The organism is Paracoccus aminovorans (assembly GCF_900005615.1).
In the GTDB taxonomy this organism is placed as follows: domain Bacteria; phylum Pseudomonadota; class Alphaproteobacteria; order Rhodobacterales; family Rhodobacteraceae; genus Paracoccus; species Paracoccus aminovorans.
Window position 1 is genome coordinate 1,720,469 of the sequence record NZ_LN832559.1, and the last position, 18,994, is coordinate 1,739,462.

20 protein-coding genes and 1 pseudogene are annotated in these 18,994 nt (G+C 68.4%); 11 read left to right on the top strand and 10 right to left on the bottom strand.

All coding sequences use genetic code 11. From position 1 onward, the window contains the following. Position 1 precedes the first annotated feature (1 nt). Positions 2 to 148: pseudogene (locus JCM7685_RS08630) on the top strand (hypothetical protein); the annotation flags it as partial. On the opposite strand, the gene gshB reads toward JCM7685_RS08630, so the two are convergent. The 3 genes from gshB to rsmI form a co-directional block, all read right to left on the bottom strand. Then, positions 144 to 1,094 carry a glutathione synthase gene (gshB, locus tag JCM7685_RS08635; protein WP_074968940.1) on the bottom strand — a complete coding sequence of 317 codons (951 nt, stop codon included), beginning with the start codon at positions 1,092 to 1,094 and terminating at the stop codon, positions 144 to 146. The pseudogene JCM7685_RS08630 and the gene gshB overlap by 5 nt on opposite strands. A 66-nt stretch (positions 1,095 to 1,160) precedes the next feature. Beyond that, positions 1,161 to 1,571 carry a YraN family protein gene (locus JCM7685_RS08640; RefSeq protein WP_170848944.1) on the bottom strand — a complete coding sequence of 137 codons (411 nt, stop codon included), beginning with the start codon at positions 1,569 to 1,571 and terminating at the stop codon, positions 1,161 to 1,163. Further along, positions 1,568 to 2,476, bottom strand: coding sequence for a 16S rRNA (cytidine(1402)-2'-O)-methyltransferase (rsmI, locus tag JCM7685_RS08645; protein ID WP_074968938.1), 909 nt, complete (start codon positions 2,474 to 2,476; stop codon positions 1,568 to 1,570). The genes JCM7685_RS08640 and rsmI overlap by 4 nt, the downstream gene beginning before the upstream one ends. A gap of 104 nt (positions 2,477 to 2,580) precedes the next feature. Here rsmI and JCM7685_RS08650 point away from each other — a divergent pair, with 104 nt between their 5' ends. Genes JCM7685_RS08650 through murJ form a run of 3 tightly spaced genes read left to right on the top strand, consistent with a single transcriptional unit; the run spans position 2,581 to position 8,144 of the window. Next, the gene (locus JCM7685_RS08650; RefSeq protein ID WP_074968936.1) at positions 2,581 to 3,777 is read left to right on the top strand and encodes a penicillin-binding protein activator; all 1,197 of its coding nucleotides are present in this window, start codon (positions 2,581 to 2,583) and stop codon (positions 3,775 to 3,777) included. 2 nt (positions 3,778 to 3,779) lie between these two features. Next, positions 3,780 to 6,590: a [protein-PII] uridylyltransferase gene (locus JCM7685_RS08655; RefSeq protein ID WP_074968934.1), complete on the top strand. Its 2,811-nt coding sequence runs from the start codon at positions 3,780 to 3,782 to the stop codon at positions 6,588 to 6,590. Positions 6,591 to 6,599: 9 nt separating this feature from the next. Then, positions 6,600 to 8,144, top strand: coding sequence for a murein biosynthesis integral membrane protein MurJ (murJ, locus tag JCM7685_RS08660; RefSeq protein WP_074968932.1), 1,545 nt, complete (start codon positions 6,600 to 6,602; stop codon positions 8,142 to 8,144). On the opposite strand, the gene JCM7685_RS08665 is transcribed toward murJ, so the two are convergent. Then, positions 8,135 to 8,845 carry a rhomboid family intramembrane serine protease gene (locus JCM7685_RS08665; protein ID WP_074968930.1) on the bottom strand — a complete coding sequence of 237 codons (711 nt, stop codon included), beginning with the start codon at positions 8,843 to 8,845 and terminating at the stop codon, positions 8,135 to 8,137. The two genes, murJ and JCM7685_RS08665, sit on opposite strands and share 10 nt — an antisense overlap. 109 nt (positions 8,846 to 8,954) lie before the next feature. On the opposite strand from JCM7685_RS08665, the gene trpS reads away from it, so the two are divergent. Both trpS and bmt read left to right on the top strand, forming a co-directional pair. Continuing rightward, positions 8,955 to 9,974 carry a tryptophan--tRNA ligase gene (gene trpS / locus JCM7685_RS08670; RefSeq protein WP_074968928.1) on the top strand — a complete coding sequence of 340 codons (1,020 nt, stop codon included), beginning with the start codon at positions 8,955 to 8,957 and terminating at the stop codon, positions 9,972 to 9,974. A 75-nt stretch (positions 9,975 to 10,049) separates the two neighbouring features. After that, positions 10,050 to 11,009, top strand: a complete 960-nt coding sequence (bmt, locus tag JCM7685_RS08675; protein WP_074968926.1) for a betaine--homocysteine S-methyltransferase — start codon at positions 10,050 to 10,052, stop codon at positions 11,007 to 11,009. 9 nt (positions 11,010 to 11,018) lie between these two features. On the opposite strand, the gene JCM7685_RS08680 is transcribed toward bmt, so the two are convergent. Continuing rightward, the gene (locus JCM7685_RS08680) at positions 11,019 to 12,101 is read right to left on the bottom strand and encodes a PA0069 family radical SAM protein (protein WP_074968923.1); all 1,083 of its coding nucleotides are present in this window, start codon (positions 12,099 to 12,101) and stop codon (positions 11,019 to 11,021) included. 163 nt (positions 12,102 to 12,264) lie between these two features. Between JCM7685_RS08680 and JCM7685_RS19865 the strand changes: the two genes are divergently transcribed. Then, complete coding sequence (locus JCM7685_RS19865) at positions 12,265 to 12,432, top strand: hypothetical protein (protein WP_170848943.1); 168 nt, start codon at positions 12,265 to 12,267, stop codon at positions 12,430 to 12,432. A gap of 552 nt (positions 12,433 to 12,984) precedes the next feature. On the opposite strand, the gene JCM7685_RS08685 is transcribed toward JCM7685_RS19865, so the two are convergent. Both JCM7685_RS08685 and JCM7685_RS08690 read right to left on the bottom strand, forming a co-directional pair. Continuing rightward, positions 12,985 to 13,581 carry an HNH endonuclease gene (locus JCM7685_RS08685; RefSeq protein WP_074968921.1) on the bottom strand — a complete coding sequence of 199 codons (597 nt, stop codon included), beginning with the start codon at positions 13,579 to 13,581 and terminating at the stop codon, positions 12,985 to 12,987. Between the two features lie 162 nt (positions 13,582 to 13,743). Then, positions 13,744 to 14,064: a DMT family transporter gene (locus JCM7685_RS08690; RefSeq protein ID WP_074968919.1), complete on the bottom strand. Its 321-nt coding sequence runs from the start codon at positions 14,062 to 14,064 to the stop codon at positions 13,744 to 13,746. A gap of 64 nt (positions 14,065 to 14,128) precedes the next feature. On the opposite strand from JCM7685_RS08690, the gene JCM7685_RS08695 reads away from it, so the two are divergent. Further along, complete coding sequence (locus JCM7685_RS08695) at positions 14,129 to 14,548, top strand: VOC family protein (RefSeq protein ID WP_074968917.1); 420 nt, start codon at positions 14,129 to 14,131, stop codon at positions 14,546 to 14,548. Between the two features lie 199 nt (positions 14,549 to 14,747). Here the strand turns inward: JCM7685_RS08695 and JCM7685_RS08700 are convergent, their stop codons facing one another. Genes JCM7685_RS08700 through JCM7685_RS08710 form a run of 3 tightly spaced genes read right to left on the bottom strand, consistent with a single transcriptional unit; the run spans position 14,748 to position 16,676 of the window. Beyond that, on the bottom strand, positions 14,748 to 15,407 hold the full coding sequence (locus tag JCM7685_RS08700; RefSeq protein ID WP_074968915.1) for an alpha/beta hydrolase: 660 nt from the start codon (positions 15,405 to 15,407) through the stop codon (positions 14,748 to 14,750). A 10-nt stretch (positions 15,408 to 15,417) separates the two neighbouring features. Beyond that, positions 15,418 to 16,041 carry a DNA-3-methyladenine glycosylase family protein gene (locus tag JCM7685_RS08705; protein WP_074968913.1) on the bottom strand — a complete coding sequence of 208 codons (624 nt, stop codon included), beginning with the start codon at positions 16,039 to 16,041 and terminating at the stop codon, positions 15,418 to 15,420. Next, positions 16,041 to 16,676 carry a GntR family transcriptional regulator gene (locus tag JCM7685_RS08710; protein WP_074968911.1) on the bottom strand — a complete coding sequence of 212 codons (636 nt, stop codon included), beginning with the start codon at positions 16,674 to 16,676 and terminating at the stop codon, positions 16,041 to 16,043. Before JCM7685_RS08710 ends, JCM7685_RS08705 begins: the two co-directional genes overlap by 1 nt. A 64-nt stretch (positions 16,677 to 16,740) precedes the next feature. On the opposite strand from JCM7685_RS08710, the gene JCM7685_RS08715 reads away from it, so the two are divergent. From JCM7685_RS08715 to JCM7685_RS08725, 3 genes are read left to right on the top strand one after another with little or no spacing between them, the layout of a single operon-like run. Then, positions 16,741 to 17,427, top strand: coding sequence for a pyrimidine 5'-nucleotidase (locus JCM7685_RS08715; RefSeq protein WP_074968909.1), 687 nt, complete (start codon positions 16,741 to 16,743; stop codon positions 17,425 to 17,427). A gap of 40 nt (positions 17,428 to 17,467) precedes the next feature. After that, complete coding sequence (locus JCM7685_RS08720; protein WP_074968906.1) at positions 17,468 to 17,659, top strand: hypothetical protein; 192 nt, start codon at positions 17,468 to 17,470, stop codon at positions 17,657 to 17,659. A 27-nt stretch (positions 17,660 to 17,686) separates the two neighbouring features. Then, positions 17,687 to 18,877, top strand: coding sequence for a UbiH/UbiF family hydroxylase (locus JCM7685_RS08725; RefSeq protein WP_074968904.1), 1,191 nt, complete (start codon positions 17,687 to 17,689; stop codon positions 18,875 to 18,877). Positions 18,878 to 18,994: the final 117 nt, after the last annotated feature.

The window sequence follows — 18,994 nt, forward strand, 5'->3', positions numbered from 1 at the left end:
GCGCACGCGCGGGCGCTGCATCTTCATGCACCTGACCTTGCTGCCCTATCCGGCCGCCTCGGACGAGCTCAAGACCAAGCCGACGCAGCATTCGGTCAAGAAGCTGCGCTCCATCGGGTTGCTGCCCGACGTGCTGGTCTGCCTCAGCCGCGTTCGGAAAGCTTGCGTTCGACGGCCTGCCAGATCAGTTCGGCGGCGTTGATGCCGTCGAAACGCTCAAGCTCCTGGATGCCGGTGGGCGAGGTCACGTTGATCTCGGTCAGCCAGCCGTCGATCACGTCGATGCCGGTGAAGAGCAGCCCCTTCTCGCGCAGCACCGGTCCGATGATGGCGCAGATCTCGCGCTCGCGATCGGTCAGGCCGATCTTCTCGGGACTGCCGCCGACATGCATGTTCGACCGCACCTCGCCCGCCGCCGGCACGCGGTTGATCGCACCGACCGGCTCGCCGTCCACCAGAATGATGCGCTTGTCGCCCCGGACCACGGCGGGCAGGTATTTCTGCGCGATGATCGGCTCGCGGCTGCTGGCCAGGAAGGTCTCGACCAGCGAGGACAGGTTGGGATCGTCGGGCCGCATGTGGAAGATGCCGACACCGCCGTTGCCGTAAAGCGGCTTCAGGATGAAATCCCCGTGCCGCTCGCGAAAGGCGCGGATCTGGGCCAGATCGCGCGTGATCAGCGTGGGCGGGGTGAGTTCGGGGAAATCGAGCACCAGCAGCTTCTCGGGGCTGTTGCGGACCCAGAACGGATCGTTGACGACATAGGTCCGCGGATGGATGCGGTCCAACAGGTGGGTGGTGGTGATATAGCTCATGTCGAACGGGGGGTCCTGGCGCAGCCAGACCACGTCGAATTCCGACAGGTCCACTTCGACCCAATCCCCGAAAGTGACATGGTCGCCCTGCTGCCGGCGCAGGGTGATCGGCCGACCGCGCGCGATGACGCGGCCTTCGGCGTAGCTGAGCCGGTCGGCGGTATATTGGAACAGCCGATGCCCGCGCGCCTCGGCTTCGAGTCCCAGCCGGAAGGTGCTGTCGCCGCTGATCGAAACCTGCTCGATCGGGTCCATCTGAAGCGCAACGTAAAGACTCATGCTCTCATCCCCCGCCTGTTTCAGGCGAGTTCTGGCCCGCCCGGCCGAGCTTTGCAAGCAAAGGCTTCAATTCATGCCGAAGGCGTTTTCGCGGATCTCGACCCGTCCGAACTGATCCACCAGCGCCGCATCGAAGCGCATCGCGGTCATGAGGCCGCTGGACAGGCGACCGCAATATTCAAGCGCTGCGTTGCAGATGCGGGCAATCTGCCTGCGGCCGATCCGCTCGGCGGCCCAATGGTGGAAATCGGCCTTCTTGACCTCGACGAAGACATATTCCCCGGCCTTCAGCAAGATCAGGTCGATCTCTCCGCCCCGGCCGCGCCAGCGCTCGGCGATCAGCTCATAGCCACGCGCGAGGTATTCGCGTGCCACCGAATCCTCGGCCATGCGACCGCCCGAACAGGCGACGACGCCACGCATGACCTGCGAGGCGACGGGAACGGGCGCTCCCTGGAAATTGCCTTCATGCTTCATTCCCGTTCCTCTTTCATCTGCACCGCCAGGGCATAGACCTCGCGACGCGGCCGCCGGAAACGCCCCGCCACCTCGGCGGCCGCCGCCTTGAGCGGCATGCTGCCGAGAAGGACACTCAGCGCCGCGCGCAAGCTGTCCTCGTCTGCCTGGACCGGTTCGGGACGGTCGAAAAGCACGACGATTTCGCCGCGCAATCCTTCTTCCGGAATCCGTTCCGCCAGTTCCGCCGCCGTGCCGCGCATCACCTCTTCGAACTTCTTGGTCAGTTCCCTGCAGATCACCGTAGTGCGATTCGCCTCACTTTCGCAGAGATTCTCCAACAATTGCTTAACGCGCCTGGGGCTTTCGAAGACGATCACCGTCGCCTCGACCTCGCGCCAGCCGTCGATCCATTTCCGCCGTGCCCCTGCCGCTGCGGGCGGAAAGCCCACGAACAGGAAGCGGTCGCTGGGCAGGCCCGAGACCGAGAGCGCCGCCAGCGCCGCCGAAGGGCCGGGCAGCGCCCGAACGGCATGGCCGGCCTCGGCGGCGTCCCGCGCCAGCCGATAGCCCGGATCGGCGACCAGCGGCGTGCCCGCGTCCGAGGCATAGGCGACGGATTTTCCCGCCTCCAGCGCCGCCATCACCGCAGGGCGCTGCCGGTCGGCGTTATGGTCGTGATAGGCGATCAGACGCCGCCCGCGCAGCGGAATGCCGTGGATATCCAGCAGGTGCCGCAGGTTGCGGGTGTCCTCGGCCGCCAGTATATCGGCGGCGTTCAGCACGTCCAGCGCGCGCAGGGTGATGTCGCGCGCCGCGCCGATCGGCGTCGCGACCAGGTAGAGCCCCGGCCCCGGCGGCTGGGCCGAGACCGAAAGCGAAAGCGGCCGGGCGCCTGTCCCGGCCGTGCTGGCGCCGTCTTCCATCGCGGGTCCCTTTCTCTCTGCGGGGCAAGTTGCCATGACCGGCATATGCCAATAACCTGCCCCCGATCAAACCCCCAGCCTCGATCCAACAGGGAATCACGCCTATGACCGTCCTGAAAACGATCCGCGGCGCCTTCGACCTGCGCCGCCCCCTTGCGCGCGTCGGAGCTGTCCTTTCCGCCCTGGCCCTCGCCGCCTGCCAACCGATCGAGATGGGGGCTTCCGGCCCGCAGACCGGACCCGCCATCGACCCGTCGCAACCGGTGCAGGTGGCGCTGCTGGTGCCCGGTGGCAATGCCGATCTGGACTGGCTGGCGCGGTCGCTGACCAATTCGGCCAAGATGGCGGCCAGCGACGCCCGCGGCGCAACGATCGACCTGCGCGTCTACAACGCCGGCTCGGAACCGGGCACGGCCGTCGCCTCGGCCAACAAGGCGGCGGCCGAGGGCGCCAAGATCATCCTGGGCCCGCTTTTTGCCGACAGTGCCAATGCGGTCGGCAACGCCATGGCGCCGCAGGGCATCAACGTGCTGTCCTTCTCGAACAACACCGACATCGCCGGCGGCAACGTCTTCGTGCTGGGCAACACCTTCGACAACGTGGCCGACCGGCTGGTGAAATACGGCGTCAAGAACGGCAAGCGCCGCATCCTGATGGTGGCCGAGGACGATGCCGCGGGCCAGGTCGGCGCCCAGGCCATCCAGCGCGCGATCCAGAGGAACGGCGCCACCCTGGCCGGCAGCGCCATCCACCCGCTGTCCAAGCAGGGCATCGACGGCATCATCCCCAATGTCGCCTCGGCGGCGCTGTCGGGCAATGTCGATGCGGTGTTCCTGACCGCGAACCAGGGCGCGGTGCTGCCCTATCTGACCGACAAGCTGGCGGATGCCGGCGTCACCTCGGCCGCGGTGCAGATGATGGGGCTGACCCGCTGGGACCAGCCCTCGGCCCGGCTGCAGCTGCGCGGCGTGCAGGGCGGCTGGTTCGCCATCCCCGACACCACCATGAAGGCGCAGTTCGACCAGCGCTACCGTTCGGCCCAGGGCGAGACGCCGCATGAGCTGGGCTCGTTGGCCTATGACGGCGTCGCCGCCATCGCCGCGCTGGTGCGGGCGGGCAAGCGCAACGCGCTGACCACCGCCGGCCTGACCCAGAATGCGGGCTTCGCCGGCGTCCAGGGCGCCTTCCGCCTGAAGCGCGACGGCACCAACGAACGCGCGCTGGCCGTCGCCACCGTGCGGGGCAACCAGCTCGTGGTGCTGGACCCCGCCCCGCGCAGCTTCGGCGGTTTCGGGTTCTGATCTTGGCGACCCGCCCGCCCGAAACCCTGCCGCAAAGCGCCCCGGCCCTGCCCGGGGCGCATTCGCTGTTCGTGCCCGAGACCTTCCTGCCCGCGCTGACCACGGCGCTGCAGGGCGTCTCCGACCCGCGCGAGATCCGCGCCCGCACCGTCGCCCTGCTGTCCCAGGCCCGCACCGCCGCCATGGCCGACATCGCGGCGGGTTTCATGTCCCACCCCCGCGCCGCGCGTGAGACCGTGCGCGCCATCGCCAGCCTGACCGACGCCACCGTCATCGCCGTCCACCACGTCGCCACCAGCGTCCTGCACCCGCGCAACAACCCGACCGAGGCCGAACGCCTGGCGGTGCTGGCCATCGGCGGCTACGGCCGGGCCGAGATGGCGCCGCAATCCGACGTGGACCTGCTGTTCCTCAGCCCGTGGAAGGTCTCGGGCTGGGCCGAGAGCGTGATCGAATCCATGCTCTACATGCTCTGGGACCTGAAGCTGAAGGTCGGACAGTCCACCCGTTCCGTCGACGACTGCATCCGGCTGGGCGCGGGCGACATCACCATCCGCACCAGCCTCTTGGAGCACCGCCTGGTCTGCGGCCACGCCACCACGGCCGAGATGCTGCGCGACCGGCTCTGGACCGAGCTGTTCGACCGCTCGATCCCGGAATTCATCGAGGCGAAGCTGGCCGAGCGGTCCGAGCGCCACCGCCGCCAGGGCGGCCAGCGCTATGTGCTGGAACCGAACGTCAAGGAGGGCAAGGGCGGCTTGCGCGACCTGCAGACCCTCTACTGGATCGCGAAATACATCCACCGCGTCGACCGCGCCGTGGAGCTGGTCGGCCTCGGTTTCTTCACCAAGGAAGAGCACCTGACCTTCTGGCAGGCCGAGGATTTCCTCTGGGCCGTGCGCTGCCACCTGCACCTGATCGCCGGCCGGCCGCAGGACCAGCTGACCTTCGACATGCAGGTCGAGGTGGCCCGGCGCATGGGCTATCGCGACCTCGGCGGCCGCCGGGCGGTCGAGATCTTCATGCAGGATTACTTCCTGCACGCCACCAAGGTGGGCGAGCTGACCCGGGTGTTCCTGGTGGCGCTGGAGGCGCGGCACCTCTATCGCGCCCCGGTGATGAATGTGCTGTTCCGCCGCCGCCGCCGGGTGCGCGCCGGCTTCCGCGTCGACAAGGGCCGGCTGACCTATGCCGACGAAGGCCAGTTCCTGTCCGACCCGCTGAACATCCTGCGCCTGTTCGAGGAGGCGCTGCGCACCGGCATCCTGATCCACCCCGACGCCATGCGCACGGTGGCCGCGAACCTCGACATGATCGACGACCGCATGCGCCAGGACCCCGAGGCGGTGCGCATCTTCCTGGACCTGCTGCTGAAGCACGGCAATCCGGAACGCGCGCTGCGGCGGATGAACGAATTGGGGGTGCTGGCGGCCTTCATCCCGGAATTCGCGCCGGTCGTGGCGATGATGCAGTTCAACGTCTATCACCACTACACCGTCGACGAACACCTGATCCAATGCGTCGCCGCCCTGGCCGCCACCGAGCGCGGCGAGGATGTCGAGGATCTGCCGGTGGTCAGCAAGATCATGAAGGGCAAGATCAACCGGCGGGTGATCTATCTGGCCGTGCTCCTGCACGACATCGGCAAGGGCCGGACCGAGGACCACTCGATCCTGGGCGCGCGGCTGGCGCGGCGCGTCTGCACCCGGTTCGGCCTGCCGGTGGACGAGATCGAGACCATCGAATGGCTGATCCGCAACCACCTGCTGATGTCGGACGTGGCGCAAAAGCGCGACATCGCCGACCCGCGCACGCTGCGCGACTTCGCCAAGGCGGTGAAGACGACCAAGCGGCTGGATCTGCTGCTGGTGCTGACCGTCTGCGACATCCGCGGCGTCGGTCCCGGCACCTGGAACAACTGGAAGGCCATGCTGCTGCGCAAGCTGTATCAGGAAAGCAGGCTGGCGCTGAACAACGGCCTCGAGGAGTTGAACCGCGACAAGCGCACCGGCGAGGCCAAGCGTTCGCTGCGCCACCTGCTGACCGCCAAGGGCTGGGAGCCGAAGGCGATTAAGGCCGAACTGGCGCGGCATTACGACAATTACTGGCCGGGCCTGCCCACCGACACGCATTACGTCTTTGCCGAGATGCTGAAGGGCCTGGCCGAGAACGAGATCCGCACCGACCTGCACCCCGACACCGACCGCGACGCGACCCGCGCCGCCTTCGTCCTGGCCGACCATCCGGGCATCTTTTCCCGCATGGCCGGCGCGCTGGCGCTGGTGGGGGCCAATATCGTCGATGCGCGCACCTATACCACCAAGGACGGTTTCGCGACCGCGGTGTTCTGGCTGCAGGACGGCGACGGCCATCCCTATGCCGCCGACCGGCTGCCGCGGCTGCGCGCCATGATCCAGCGCACGCTGAAGGGCGAGATCGTCGCGCGCGAGGCGCTGGCCGGCCGCGACAGGCCGAAAAAGCGCGAATCCGCCTTTCGCTTCCCGACGCATATCACCTTCGACAACGAGGCCTCGGACGTCTACACCGTGGTCGAGGTCGATACCCGCGACCGCCCCGGCCTGCTCTACGACCTGACCCGTACCCTGGCAGAGAACCACATCCAGATCGCCAGCGCCGTGATCGCGACCTTCGGGGCGCAGGTGGTGGACACCTTCTATGTCAAGGACATGTTCGGGCTGAAGCTGCACCAGCCCGGCCGTCGCGAATCGCTGGAAAAGAAACTGCGCCAGGCCATCAAGGACGGCGCCGAACGGGCCGAAAAGGCCGAACGCCCGCCCGGCGGGACGTTCTGAGGGACCATCATGCAACCGATCAGACTTATCCGGGGATTCCTCTCGGTGGGGGCGTGGACGCTGGCCAGCCGCGTCGTGGGCTTCGTCCGCGACGTAATGATCGCGGCCTATCTGGGCACCGGCCCGGTGGCGCAAGCCTATACCATCGCCTTTTCGCTGCCGAACATGTTCCGCCGCTTCTTCGGCGAGGGCGCCTTCAACACCGCCTTCGTGCCGATGTTCGCCAAGCGGCTGGAGGCCGAGGAAAACGCCCACGGCTTTGCCGAAGAGGCCTTCGCCGGCCTGTTCAGCGTCGTGCTGGTGCTGTCGCTGATCGCGCATGTCGCCATGCCCTGGCTGATCCTGATGCAGGCCGCCGGCTTCAAGGGTGACGAGCGCTTCGATCTGGCGGTGACCTATGGCCGGATCTGCTTTCCCTATGTGCTATTCATCTCGCTGACGGCGATGCTGTCGGGACTGCTGAACGCCGGCGGCCGCTTCCTGGCCGCTGCTGCGGCGCCTGTGCTGATGAACCTGATCCTGATCGCCGCCATGCTGCTGGCGGACCGCAACGGCTGGGACATGGGGATGGCGATGTCCTGGTCGACGCCGGTCTCGGGCATCGCCCAGTTCTTCACCTGCTGGTGGGCGGCGAAACGCATGGGATTCCCGCTGCGGCTGCGCCGGCCCCGGCTCTCGCCCGACATGAAGCAACTGCTGCGCATCGCGGCGCCGGCGGTGCTGGCGGGCGGCGTGGTGCAGGTCAACCTGCTGGTCGGCCGGCAGATCGGTTCGTTCTTCGACGGGGCGATCTCATGGCTGACCAATGCCGACCGGCTGTATCAGCTGCCGCTGGGCGTCGTCGGCATCGCCATCGGCATCGTGCTGCTGCCCGACATCTCGCGCCGGCTCAAGGCCGAGGACACCGCCGGCGGCCGCCATGCCTATAACCGCGCCGCCGAATTCGCCCTGTTCCTGACCGTGCCGGCGGCGGTGGCGCTGGTGGTGGCGGCCTATCCGCTGATCTCGGTGCTGTTCAAGCGCGGCGCCTTCCTTGAAAGCGACGTCGGGCCGACGGCGCTGGCGCTGGCGATCTATGGCGTCGGCCTGCCGGCCTTCGTGCTGCAAAAGGTGCTGCAACCGCTGTATTTCGCCCGCGAGGACACCCGCAAACCCTTCCGCTTCGCGGTCTGGTCGATGGTGGTCAATGCGGTGGCGGCGCTGGGGCTGGCACCCTTCATCGGCTTTGCCGCCGCGGCCTGGGGCACGACCATCGCCGGCTGGACCATGGCCGCGCAGCTGTGGCTCGGCACCCGCGCCTTCGGCGAGGCGGCCGAGCTGGACGCCCGCCTGCGCCACCGCCTGCCCCGCATCGTCGCGGCCTCGGCGGTGATGGGTGTGGTGCTGTGGGGGCTGATGCAGCTGCTGGAGCAGGCGCTGCTGACCCAGGGCACCCGCTATCTGGCGCTGGCCGCGCTGGTCCTGGGCGGCATGGTCAGCTACGGCCTAACGGCGGTGGCGCTCGGCGCCTTCCGGCCCTCGGACCTGCGCGCTGGCTTGCGGCGTCAGCGCTGACGGATCTGGCGCACCACCCGGGCGATCCCGCCGGGGACCAGCACGAAGGACAGCGCGAAGCCGGCGGCGAAGCCCGAGACCTCGGCGATCCAGGTCAGGCTGCCGTCCTGGAACAGGATGCCGAAGACCAGCTGAAAGGCCAGCAGCATGCCGATCAGGGTAAAGGCCCGCATCCGGTTGGCGTTCTGCTGCCCGAGCCGGGTCCAGAGCAGGAAGGTGAAGGCGCCGACGAAGCCATAGACCGCCGGATAGCCGCCGATCAGCGGCTGGAACCGGAACTGCGGCAGCAGCCCCGCGCACAGCGTATAGACCAGCGCGCCGCCGATGGCCGAGCCGAAGAACAGCGCAAGCACCGCCCAAGGTCGGAACTGATGCGCGATCAGGTTCCCCAGGGCCAGGGTGAAGACGATCACGAACAGCGCATGGGTCAGCGACAGGTGCACGAAGGGATAGGTCAGCACCCGCCAACTCTGGTCCAGCAGGAACACCTTCATCTGCCACAGCCGCAGCACGAAATCGGGGACATAGGCGGTGCGCTCGACCGCGATCTGGCGCATGGCCATGCCGCCGCCCTGCCCGCCGCCGACGAAGCCCAGTTGCCCGAGCCCGAACACCGCCTCGCAGGCGATCATCGGCAGGGCGATCATCCAGACCACGGCGGGCACGGGGTTCAGCGGCGATTCATCGTAACCGGGGCGCATCTTCGATCCTTCGCTTGCGAGGCGGTCGCGCCCCTTTCCTTGCGGGCTGTTGCGCCCGGCCGGGCCAAGAGGTAAGCCAGCCCCCGGGATTTTCCAAGCAGGTAGTGCCATGACCACGAGCTTCGCCAAGCGCATCTTTTCCGGCATCCAGCCCTCGGGCGGGTTGACGCTGGGGAACTATCTGGGCGCGCTGAAACGCTTTGCGGACTATCAGGGACAAGGGGCCGAGACGATCTATTGCGTCGTGGACCTGCACGCGATCACCGTCTGGCAAGAGCCGGAAAAGCTGCGCCACAACACCCGCGAGGTCGCGGCGGCCTTCCTGGCCTCGGGCGTGGACCCCGAGGTCTCGATCCTGTTCAACCAGAGCCAGGTGCCGCAGCACGCCGAATTGGCCTGGCTTTTCAATACCGTGGCACGGGTCGGCTGGATGTACCGGATGACCCAGTTCAAGGACAAGGCCGGCAAGAACAGCGAGAATTCGTCGCTCGGCCTGCTGGCCTATCCCTCGCTGATGGCCGCCGACATCCTGGCCTATCACGCCACCGCCGTGCCGGTGGGTGAGGACCAGAAGCAGCACCTGGAGCTGACCCGCGACATCGCCGCCAAGTTCAACCACGATTACGGCGTGGAGTTCTTCCCGACCACCGAACCGCTGATCGAGGGCACGGCCACCCGCGTCATGTCCCTGCGCGACGGCAGCAAGAAGATGTCGAAATCCGACCCCTCGGATGCCAGCCGCATCAACCTGACCGACGATGCCGATGCCATCGCGCAGAAGATCCGCAAGGCGCGCACCGATGCCGAGCCGCTGCCCGGCACGATGGAGGGCCTCAAGGACCGGCCCGAGGCGAAGAACCTCGTCAATATCTACGCCGCGCTTTCGGGCGAGACCGGCGACCAGGTGCTGGCGCGGTTCGAGGGCCAGGGCTTCGGCGCCTTCAAGCCAGCGCTGGCCGAGGTCGCGGTCGAAGCCTTGGCGCCGATCACCAAGCGCATGACCCAGTTCATGGCCGACCCGGCCGAGATCGACCGCATCCTGGGCCGCGGCGCCGGCCAGGCCGAGGCCATCGCCCGGCCCATCGTCGAGCGCGCCAAGGACATCATGGGCATGATCCGCTCGCGCTGAGTGGGCAAATGTTCCAATGACTTCGCGGCGGGATGGGCTATGCTTGCCCCGTCCTGCCGCAGAACGGAAAAGACCATGCCTGACCAGCTTTCGCGGATGCTCGGCGAACGTCCATGGCTTCTGGCCGACGGCGCGACCGGGACGAATCTCTACAACATGGGGCTGGCGCCGGGACAGGCGCCAGACCTGTGGTGCGAAAGCCAGCCCGACAAGGTGCGCGATCTGCACCGCCAGATGATCGCCGCCGGCGCCGACATCATCCTGACCAACAGCTTCGGCGCCAATGCCAGCCGGCTGCGGCTGGCGCAGGCCCAGGACCGCGTGGCCGCGCTGAACGCCGCCGCCGCCCGCCTGGCGCGCGAGGCCGCGGCCGAATCCGGCCGTCCCGTGGTGGTTGCGGGCTCGATGGGCCCGATCGGCGAGATCATGGCGCCGATGGGCCGGCTGACCGAGACCGAGGCCACCGCCATGTTCACCGAACAGGCGCAGGCGCTGAAAGAGGGCGGCGTCGACGTGCTGTGGATCGAGACCGTCAGCGCCGCCGAGGAAATGCGCGCCGCCGCCCGCGCCGCCCAGGCCGTCGGCATGCCTTGGTGCGGCATGATGAGCTTCGAGCCGGGCGGGCGCAGCATCATGGGCGTGGCGCCGCCGCAGCTTGCCGCGCTGATCGAGCGGCTGCCGCATCCGCCCCTGGCCTATGGCGCGAATTGCGGCACCGGCCCGGCGGAGCTGCTGCTGGCGGTGGCGGGCTTCGCCGCCTCGGGCAACGAGCGGCCGCTGATCGCCAAGCCGAACGCGGGCGTTCCGCGCTATCAGTACGGCGGGCTGGTCTATGACGCCACGCCCGAGGTGATGGCCGAATTCGCCGTGCTGGCCCGGGACATGGGCATCCGCATCGTCGGCGGCTGCTGCGGCACCACGCCCGCGCATCTGGCCGCCATGCGCGACGCGCTGGTCGGCGCCCCGCGCGGGCCGCGGCCGACGCCCGACGCGATCTCGGCCCGGATCGCCCAGGTCATGGGGCCCGGAGAGTAGCCCCCGCCGTCAGAACAGCGACAGCTGGTCCCCGGCCCGGGGCGGAGGCCCGAAACGGCTGCAATCCAGCACCTCGGCTTCGCGCGTCAGCCCCAGCCGCTTGCGGGCCAGGCGGAAACGCTGGTGCAGCAGATCGGCCTCGACCCCCTCGCCGCGCATGCGCGTGCCGAAGCGCGGGTCGTTGTCGCGCCCGCCGCGCATCGCCTGGATGCGGGCCATGACATGGGCGGCCTTGCCGGGGTGGTGACGCTGCAGCCAGTCGCGGAACAGCGGCGCCACCTCCAGCGGCAGGCGGACCGGGATCATGCTGGCGGCGGTGGCACCTGCGTCGCGTGCCGCCTGCATGATGGCTTCCAACTCATGCGCGGTCAGCACCGGGATCATCGGCGCCACCATCACCCGCACCGGCACCCCGGCCTCGGCCAGAACCCGGATCATCCGCAGCCGCGTCGCGGGGGCCGGCGCGCGCGGCTCCATCGCCCGGGCCAGTTCGGCGTCCAGCGTGGTGATCGAGATGCAGACCATGACCTGCGCCTTCGCCGCCATCGCGCCCAGCAGGTCCGCATCGCGCATCACCGTGGCGCCGCGGGTGACCAGGCTCAGCGGATGGTTCCAGTCGTGCAGCACCTGCAGGCAGCCGCGCATGATGCCGAACTTCGCCTCGATGGGCTGATAGGGGTCGGTATTGGTGCCGAAGGCGATGGGCGCGACCGCATAGCCGCGGCGGCCGATCTGTGCCTCCAGCAGCTCCGACGCGTTGGGCTTGGCCACGATCCGGGTCTCGAAATCCAGGCCCGGAGACAGGCCCAGATAGGCGTGGCTGGGCCGGGCGAAGCAATAGATGCAGCCATGTTCGCAGCCGCGATAGGGATTGACCGAGCGGTCGAAGGGAATGTCGGGCGAGGCATTGCGGGTGATGATCGAACGCGCCTGCTCTTGCGCCACCTCGGTGCGCAGCAGCGATTGTTCTTCGGGAATGTCCCAACCGTCATGCTCGCGCTCGGTGCGATAGGGCTCGAACCGGGCGGCGGGGCGCGAGTCGGCGCCGCGGGCGCGGGCGATTTCATCCGGATTGCGGGGCGGCAGGGTCATGCCGCATCCTAGAACATTACAGGAACATTTTCCAGCGCCCCGCGTGCCGCCGGCGGGATGTCGCAGCGACCGGAGGAATTATCGGCGGATCACGCCGGTTTTTCCGCGCCGGCTCTTTTCCCCGCGGCGACGGCGCCTCATATTGAGAGCAACGGAGGACGACATGCCGCTGCCGCATTTCCTGATCCTGATCCTTGCCGTGATCCTGGCCGCCGGGCTGACGCTCTGGGCGGCAAGCGCCGCGGGCGTGCCGCTTTTCGCGCTGGGTCTTCTGGCGCTGGCGGCGGCGGGGATCGCGCATCTGACGACGCGCGACCATCATTCCCGCTAGGCTGCCGCCTCCTTGAGGCGTCAAAGCAGAAGTCCTGCAGGCAGAAGGTGACCCTGGTGCCCTCTGTCGCGGCAAGCAACATCCGCCATTCCGCAGAGGCTGTAGTTCTTCATACAGCAACACGATTCCCATCAGGTTGCTGCGCCGGCAGCGGTGCTTGAAGTCACGCACAGCAGCCGGGCCAGACGTCCCGGCTCATAGGAATGTCGATCGGAACCGACCGGCGCGATCACCCGACGACCCATTTTACAGCAAGCTCCCCCGCAACCAGCAGAGACGCTGGTCTTCGATCATCAAAAACCGCAGCGGCGCACGGGGCAATGCGCAGCCTAGTCTCCGTCCCCGTCAGTCATTCGCTAGATCGCCCCCGCTATTGTCCGATAAATTTGCAATCGGACAATAGCGCCTTCAGAGCCTTGCGCCGGCACACCGGACCGCCGGGAAACCGCCCGGGCACTTCATGACGGTCACCCCACCGTCCAAGGCACCGCGTAGCCTCGGCGATGTTGGGCGCCGTATTGTCGATGCCGCAGCCGGAAACGGGTCCCGACATCACTCCGCAAGCAGTTCGGTATCCCAGTAAAGAAAGTCCATCCAACTCTTGTGCAAGTGGTTCGGCGGGAACCGGCGGCCGACGGCATGCATCTCTTCGGGGCTGGGGCGCCGCGGGGGACGGCGCAGCTTCAGCCCCGAGTTGCGCAGCGACTTGTTGGCTTTTTTCAGGTTGCAGGGCGAACAGGCCGCGACGACATTCTCCCAACTGGTGACGCCCCCGCGGGACCGGGGGATGACGTGGTCGAAGGTCAGCTCGCCGCGGGCGCCGCAATACTGGCAGCAGAATTCGTCCCGCAGGAAAAGATTGAAGCGCGTGAATGCCACGCGCTTCTGGGGTTTGACGAAATCCTTCAGCACCACGACCGAGGGGATGCGTATGCTTTGCCTCTGGCTGCGCACCACCTCCTCATATTCGGCGATGATCTGGACCCGCTCCAGAAACACCGCCTTGATCGCCTCCTGCCAGGGCCAGAGCGACAGGGGGTAATAGCTGAGCGGTCGGAAATCGGCGTTCAGAACCAGCGCCGGATGGTGGCGCAGCCCCGAGGGCTCGCGCACGAATTGCGTTCTGAAATCGCCTTGGTCGTCCAGCATCGGCACCTCGTCTTGCCCTGCCCGGAACTCGTCCTGATCCTTGCGCCCGACTATATATCGCGGCTGCGGACTGACAAGTCCCCGAATATATGCCCGCCGATCAAATAGCCGCGCGGGGTGACGGGGATATGACAGGCCGGGCCGCGGGCGCGCGCCGGGCCGTCAATGCGGCGAGGCGAACTTCAGCAAGAGCAGGCCCGACAGGATCAGCGCCGCCGCGATCAGCCGCAGCGGATCGGCGGATTCGCCCAGCACGACGATGCCGACCACAAAGGCGCCGACCGCGCCGATGCCGGTCCAGATCACATAGGCGGTGCCCAGCGGCAGGACCTTCATCGACATCGACAGGAACCAGACGCTGGCCAGCATGGCGACCAGGGTCACCACGGCATAGCCCGGCCGGTTGAACCCTCCGGATTGTTTCATCGCGAAGGCCCAGACCACCTCCAGAACTCCCGCTATCATCAAATAGATCCACGCCATGCCGTTCCTCCCTTTTTCTTGCCGGCTCTGGCCGGGTCCGGGAATTACTGGCAAGATGGCAGGCATGACGCAACCGCCTTCCTTGATCGGCACCCTGGAATCAGCACTTTATGCTGAGGACCTGGACGGGGCCGCCCGTTTCTGGACCGGTGTGATCGGCCTGTCAGAGATCGCGCGCGTGCCCGGCCGGCACGTGTTCTTCCGCTGCGGGACGCAGGTGCTGCTGGTGTTTCGCGCCAGCGCCACGCGCATCCCGCCCAAGCCCGATGCACGCCTGCCGGTGCCGCCCCATGGCAGCGAGGGTCCGGGGCATTTCTGCATCGCCGCCCGGCCCGACAGCCTAGACGCCTGGCGCGCGCATCTGGAAGCGTCGGAGGTGGAGATCGAGGCCGATTTCACCTGGCCCCAAGGTGGCCGGTCGCTGTATTTCCGCGACCCGGCCGGTAATTCCATCGAGATCGCCGATCCGGCGATCTGGGACTGACGGCGGGGGCTGCGGTTCAGCGCCGGGCGCGAACGGCCACGCGCTGCGGCCGTGGTGCCAGCAGATGCGAGATCGCCATGCCGGCCGGGATCAAGGCGAAAGCGGTCATCCAGAACAGGGTCATGGGATTCTCCTCGTCTTTTCCCTATTGAAGGTAGGGTCCGGCGCCGCTTTCGCAAGGGCGAAATCGTTCAAAGGCTCAGGACCCGGCGGCAAGCCGCTCCTTCAGGAAGGCCAGCGCCACCGACAGACCGTCGGGCGAAATGCCGTGGCCGGTGCCCTTCATCACATGGCCATAGACGGTGAACCCCGCGTCCTGCAGCGCCTCGCCGGCGATGCCCATGCTCTCGAAGGGCACCACCGGATCCTGATCGCCATGGATCAGCAGCACCGGCGGCTTGGTCCTTACCTCGGCGGCCTTTTCGGGTTCCAATAGCCGGCCGGAGAAGCCGACCACGCCCGCCAGCTCGGGCGCGCGCTGCGGCGCCACCGCCAGCGCCATCATCGTGCCCTGCGAAAACCCGACCAGCGCCAGCCGGTCGGGCGTCACGCCCTCATCCGCCAGCACCGTGTCGAGAAAGGCGTTGACGTCGTCGAAGGACTGCGCAGCCGAGGCGCGCGCCTGCTCTTCGCTGGACCCGTCCATCCAGGGGATCGGAAACCACTGGTAGCCCATGGGATTGTTGACGCAGGGCTCGGGCGCATTCGGGGCATAGAAGGCGGTGCCGGGCAGATGCGGCGCCAGCGGATCGGCCAGCCCCAGCAGGTCGGCGCCGTCCGCGCCGTAACCATGCAGGAACACCACGACGGAATCGGCCTTTTGCGGACCCCTGCGTTCGGATTTCAACTCGCGCGGCATCTCGTCCCCCCTAGCGGACGCCCTCGCGCCCTTTCGCGACCCGGTAATAGGCCCAGAGCGCCCGGGCCGCAACCGCGCGCCAGGGCCGCCACGGCTCGGCCAGCGCGGTCAGCGCCGCCGGTCCCGGCCGCCCGGGCAGGGCATAAAGCAGCCGCGCCGCCTCGGCCAGCGCCAGGTCGCCGGCGGCAAAGACATCCGGCCGTCCCAGCGCGAATTTCAGATAGATCTCGGCCGTCCAGCGCCCGATTCCCGGCAGCGCGGTCAGCACCGCCACCGCCTGATCGTCGGGCAGCGCGCGCAGGCCCGGCCAGTCCACCCGTGCCGCCGCGATGCCGCGCAGCGTGCGGGCCTTGGGCCGCGACAGGCCCACGGCCCGCAGCGCCTCGTCGTTCGCCGCCGCGATCCCGGCCTCTTCGGCAAGCCCCGCCGAAGCCATGCGCCCCCCGATGGCCGAGGCCGCCGCCGTCGAAATCTGCTGCGCCACCACCGCGTCGCGAATCGCCGCGAATCCCTCGGGCCAGCGCCGCAGCGGCAGAGGCAGCAGCGCCGGCAGCTCCCGCGCCCAGACCGGGCAGACCCGAATCAGATGCGCCGCGCCCTCCTCCAGGTCGGCGGGGTCGCGGATCTCGCGCATCAGATCTGGTCCTCGCCCCCCAGATGCGCCTCTTCCTTGAGCCGGGTCTCGAAGGCCATCGAGATGTGATGGCGCAGCGCCTGTTCGGCCGCCGCCTCGTCGCGCCGCGAGATGGCGTCGACGATCGCCTGATGCTCCTCAAGCGAGATCGCGTCGCGGCCCTTGGCGGCCAGCGTGGTGCGCGCCATCAGCGCCATGCTGCGATGCACCAGGTCCAGCTGCTGCACCAGGTAGCGGTTGTGCGAGGCCAGATGCAGCTGATGGTGGAAGCGGCGGTTGGTCCGCGCCAGCAGCTGCGGATCGCCCAGGATCCTGCGGTCGTCCTCGACCATGTCGGCCAGCACGCGGATTTCCTCGGGCGTGGCGTGGCGGGCGGCCAGCCGCGCGGCCAGCGCCTCCAGCTCGGCGCGCACGGTGTAAAGCTCGGCCAGCTGGTTGTGGTCCAGCGTGGCGACGATCAGGCTGCGGCCGTCGCGCTTGAGCATCGACTGCGTTTCCAGCCGCTGCAGCGCCTCGCGCACCGGGGTGCGGCTGACGCCGAAACGCTCGGCCAGTTCGGATTCGACCAGACGGTCGCCAGGGCGGTAACTGCCGCTGTCGATGGCGGAGAGGATCAGCGAATAGGCGTCTTTCATGGCCGCACGATTCCCGCTTGCCGCGGCGATTGCAAGCGCGATGCCGCCGGTCTAGGCAGGGGCCATGGATTTTCGGCATGTCACCACCTGGATCTTCGATCTGGACAACACCCTTTACGCGCCCGAGGTGCAGCTCTTCGCGCAGATCGAGCGGCGGATGACCGCCTATGTCATGCGCGCGCTCGGCGTGACCGAGCCCGAGGCCCATCGGCTGCGCAAGCACTACTGGCGCGAGCACGGCACCACCCTGGCCGGGCTGATGGCCGAGCATGGCGTCGAGCCCCTGCCCTATCTGCGCGACGTCCACGACATCGACTTCTCGGTGCTGACCCCCGATCCCGACCTGGCGGCGCGGATCCGCGCCCTGCCCGGCCGCAAGATCGTGCACACCAATGCCGACAGCGCCTATGCGGCGCGGGTGCTGGAACATCGCGGGCTGATGGTCTTCGACGCGATCCATGGCGTGGAAGAGGTCGATTTCCACCCCAAGCCCGATGCGCGCGCTTATGCCGCAGTGCTGGCGGCCGAGGGCTTCGATCCGACCCGCGCCGCCATGTTCGAGGACGACCCCAGGAACCTCGCCGTGCCGCATCGGCTGGGAATGCGAACGATTCTGGTGGGTTGCGGCCGCCACGGGCCGGACGAACTGGCCCAGGACCGCCCGCACGATCCCCATGTTCAGCATCATACCCTGGACCTCTGCGCCTTCCTGGGCGGACTTGCCCCGGACGGCCGGCGCGATATGATCTGAACTGCCGACAGGACCAAGCAGCCAGCCTAAGGAACGCGCCATGTCCGATACCCCCGCCGACGAACGCGCCGAAACGCGCACCGCCCGCTTCCTCTTCGTCTTCGCGCTTCTGGTCGTGGCCGCGGCCGTCGTCGGCTTCCTGCTGTGGGGCCTGCCGGCGCTGGCGATGCTGGGCCTGGCCGCGACGGTGCTGGTCTATGGCATGCTCGCCGCCTATGCGGCGGGATTCTGACCCGTTCCATCCCGAAAGAGACGCCCGATGCGGATCGAAGATACCGAGATCCTGGTCTCCGGCGGCGGCATCGCCGGGCTGATCGCCGCGGCCGCCTTCGGCAGCGCCGGCCATGCCGTGACCTGCGTCGATCCGGCGCTGCCAGTGACGGACGAGGCGGCGGCGGGTGCCGACCTGCGCAGCACCGCCTTCCTGCATCCCTCGGTCGCGGTGCTGTCGGCGGCGGGTCTGTGGGACCGGCTCGCGCCCCATGCCACCGCGCTGCAGGTGATGCGGATCATCGACGCCGGCGGGACGCTGCCGCAGGCGCGGCTGACCCGCGATTTCGATGCCGCCGAGATCTCGGACCAGCCCTTCGGCTGGAACCTGCCGAACTGGCTGTTGAAACGGGAAATCTCGGCCCGGCTCGCCAACCTGCAGAACGTCCGTTTCCTGCCCGGCACCGGCACCGCAGACCTGCTGGTGCGCGACAGCGAGGCCCTGGCCACGCTCACCGACGGCAGCCGCATCCGCGCCCGCCTGGTGATCGGCGCCGACGGCCGCCATTCCCCGGTCCGCGAGGCGTTGGGCATCGGCACCCGCACGCTGCGCTATGGTCAAAAGGCGCTCGCCTTCGCCGTCACCCACGCCCGGCCGCATGAGAACGTCTCGACCGAGATCCACCGCTCGGGCGGCCCCTTCACGCTGGTGCCGCTGCCGGACCGCGACGGCAAGCCCTCCTCGGCCGTGGTCTGGATGGAGCGCGGCCCCGAAACCGCCCGGCTGTGCGCCCTGCCGCGCGAGGATTTCGAGGCCGAACTGAACCGCCGCTCGGCCGGCGTGCTCGGTCATTTGACCCAGGCCACGCGGCTGACGGAATGGCCGATCATCAGCCAGATCGCCGACCGCTTCACCGGCCCGCGCACGGCCCTGATCGCCGAGGCCGCCCACGTCGTGCCGCCGATCGGCGCGCAGGGGCTGAACATGAGCCTGGCCGACCTCGCCGCGCTGGTCGAACTCTCGGCCGGCGATCCGGGTAGCGCGTCGTCCCTTGCCGCCTACGAAACCCGCCGCCGCCCCGAGGCGCTGGCCCGGCTGATCGGCATCGACGCGCTGAACCGCGCCAGCATGATCTCGGCCCGCCCCTTGCGCGACCTGCGTGCCGTGGCCCTGGGCGGGCTCTACGCCGTCGCGCCGGTGCGCCGCATCATGATGCGGGCCGGTCTGGGCGTGAACTGAGCGGCTTTCCGTTTTCCAAATACCCGTCTTGCAACCGGCCCGGCGACCGCGTTGATGGCACGGTCACAGGGGTATTTGAAAAACGGAAAGCCCATCCGGCGCCCCATGGCATCCGTC

Bases quoted from the DNA above. Each gene is read 5' to 3' on its own strand.
- gshB (WP_074968940.1), bottom strand. From the start codon at position 1,094: ATGAGTCTTTACGTTGCGCTTCAGATGGACCCGATCGAGCAGGTTTCG.
- JCM7685_RS08640 (WP_170848944.1), bottom strand. From the start codon at position 1,571: ATGAAGCATGAAGGCAATTTCCAGGGAGCGCCCGTTCCCGTCGCCTCG.
- rsmI (WP_074968938.1), bottom strand. From the start codon at position 2,476: ATGGAAGACGGCGCCAGCACGGCCGGGACAGGCGCCCGGCCGCTTTCG.
- JCM7685_RS08650 (WP_074968936.1), top strand. From the start codon at position 2,581: ATGACCGTCCTGAAAACGATCCGCGGCGCCTTCGACCTGCGCCGCCCC.
- murJ (WP_074968932.1), top strand. From the start codon at position 6,600: ATGCAACCGATCAGACTTATCCGGGGATTCCTCTCGGTGGGGGCGTGG.
- JCM7685_RS08665 (WP_074968930.1), bottom strand. From the start codon at position 8,845: ATGCGCCCCGGTTACGATGAATCGCCGCTGAACCCCGTGCCCGCCGTG.
- trpS (WP_074968928.1), top strand. From the start codon at position 8,955: ATGACCACGAGCTTCGCCAAGCGCATCTTTTCCGGCATCCAGCCCTCG.
- bmt (WP_074968926.1), top strand. From the start codon at position 10,050: ATGCCTGACCAGCTTTCGCGGATGCTCGGCGAACGTCCATGGCTTCTG.
- JCM7685_RS08680 (WP_074968923.1), bottom strand. From the start codon at position 12,101: ATGACCCTGCCGCCCCGCAATCCGGATGAAATCGCCCGCGCCCGCGGC.
- JCM7685_RS19865 (WP_170848943.1), top strand. From the start codon at position 12,265: ATGCCGCTGCCGCATTTCCTGATCCTGATCCTTGCCGTGATCCTGGCC.
- JCM7685_RS08685 (WP_074968921.1), bottom strand. From the start codon at position 13,581: ATGCTGGACGACCAAGGCGATTTCAGAACGCAATTCGTGCGCGAGCCC.
- JCM7685_RS08690 (WP_074968919.1), bottom strand. From the start codon at position 14,064: ATGGCGTGGATCTATTTGATGATAGCGGGAGTTCTGGAGGTGGTCTGG.
- JCM7685_RS08695 (WP_074968917.1), top strand. From the start codon at position 14,129: ATGACGCAACCGCCTTCCTTGATCGGCACCCTGGAATCAGCACTTTAT.
- JCM7685_RS08700 (WP_074968915.1), bottom strand. From the start codon at position 15,407: ATGCCGCGCGAGTTGAAATCCGAACGCAGGGGTCCGCAAAAGGCCGAT.
- JCM7685_RS08705 (WP_074968913.1), bottom strand. From the start codon at position 16,041: ATGCGCGAGATCCGCGACCCCGCCGACCTGGAGGAGGGCGCGGCGCAT.
- JCM7685_RS08710 (WP_074968911.1), bottom strand. From the start codon at position 16,676: ATGAAAGACGCCTATTCGCTGATCCTCTCCGCCATCGACAGCGGCAGT.
- JCM7685_RS08715 (WP_074968909.1), top strand. From the start codon at position 16,741: ATGGATTTTCGGCATGTCACCACCTGGATCTTCGATCTGGACAACACC.
- JCM7685_RS08720 (WP_074968906.1), top strand. From the start codon at position 17,468: ATGTCCGATACCCCCGCCGACGAACGCGCCGAAACGCGCACCGCCCGC.
- JCM7685_RS08725 (WP_074968904.1), top strand. From the start codon at position 17,687: ATGCGGATCGAAGATACCGAGATCCTGGTCTCCGGCGGCGGCATCGCC.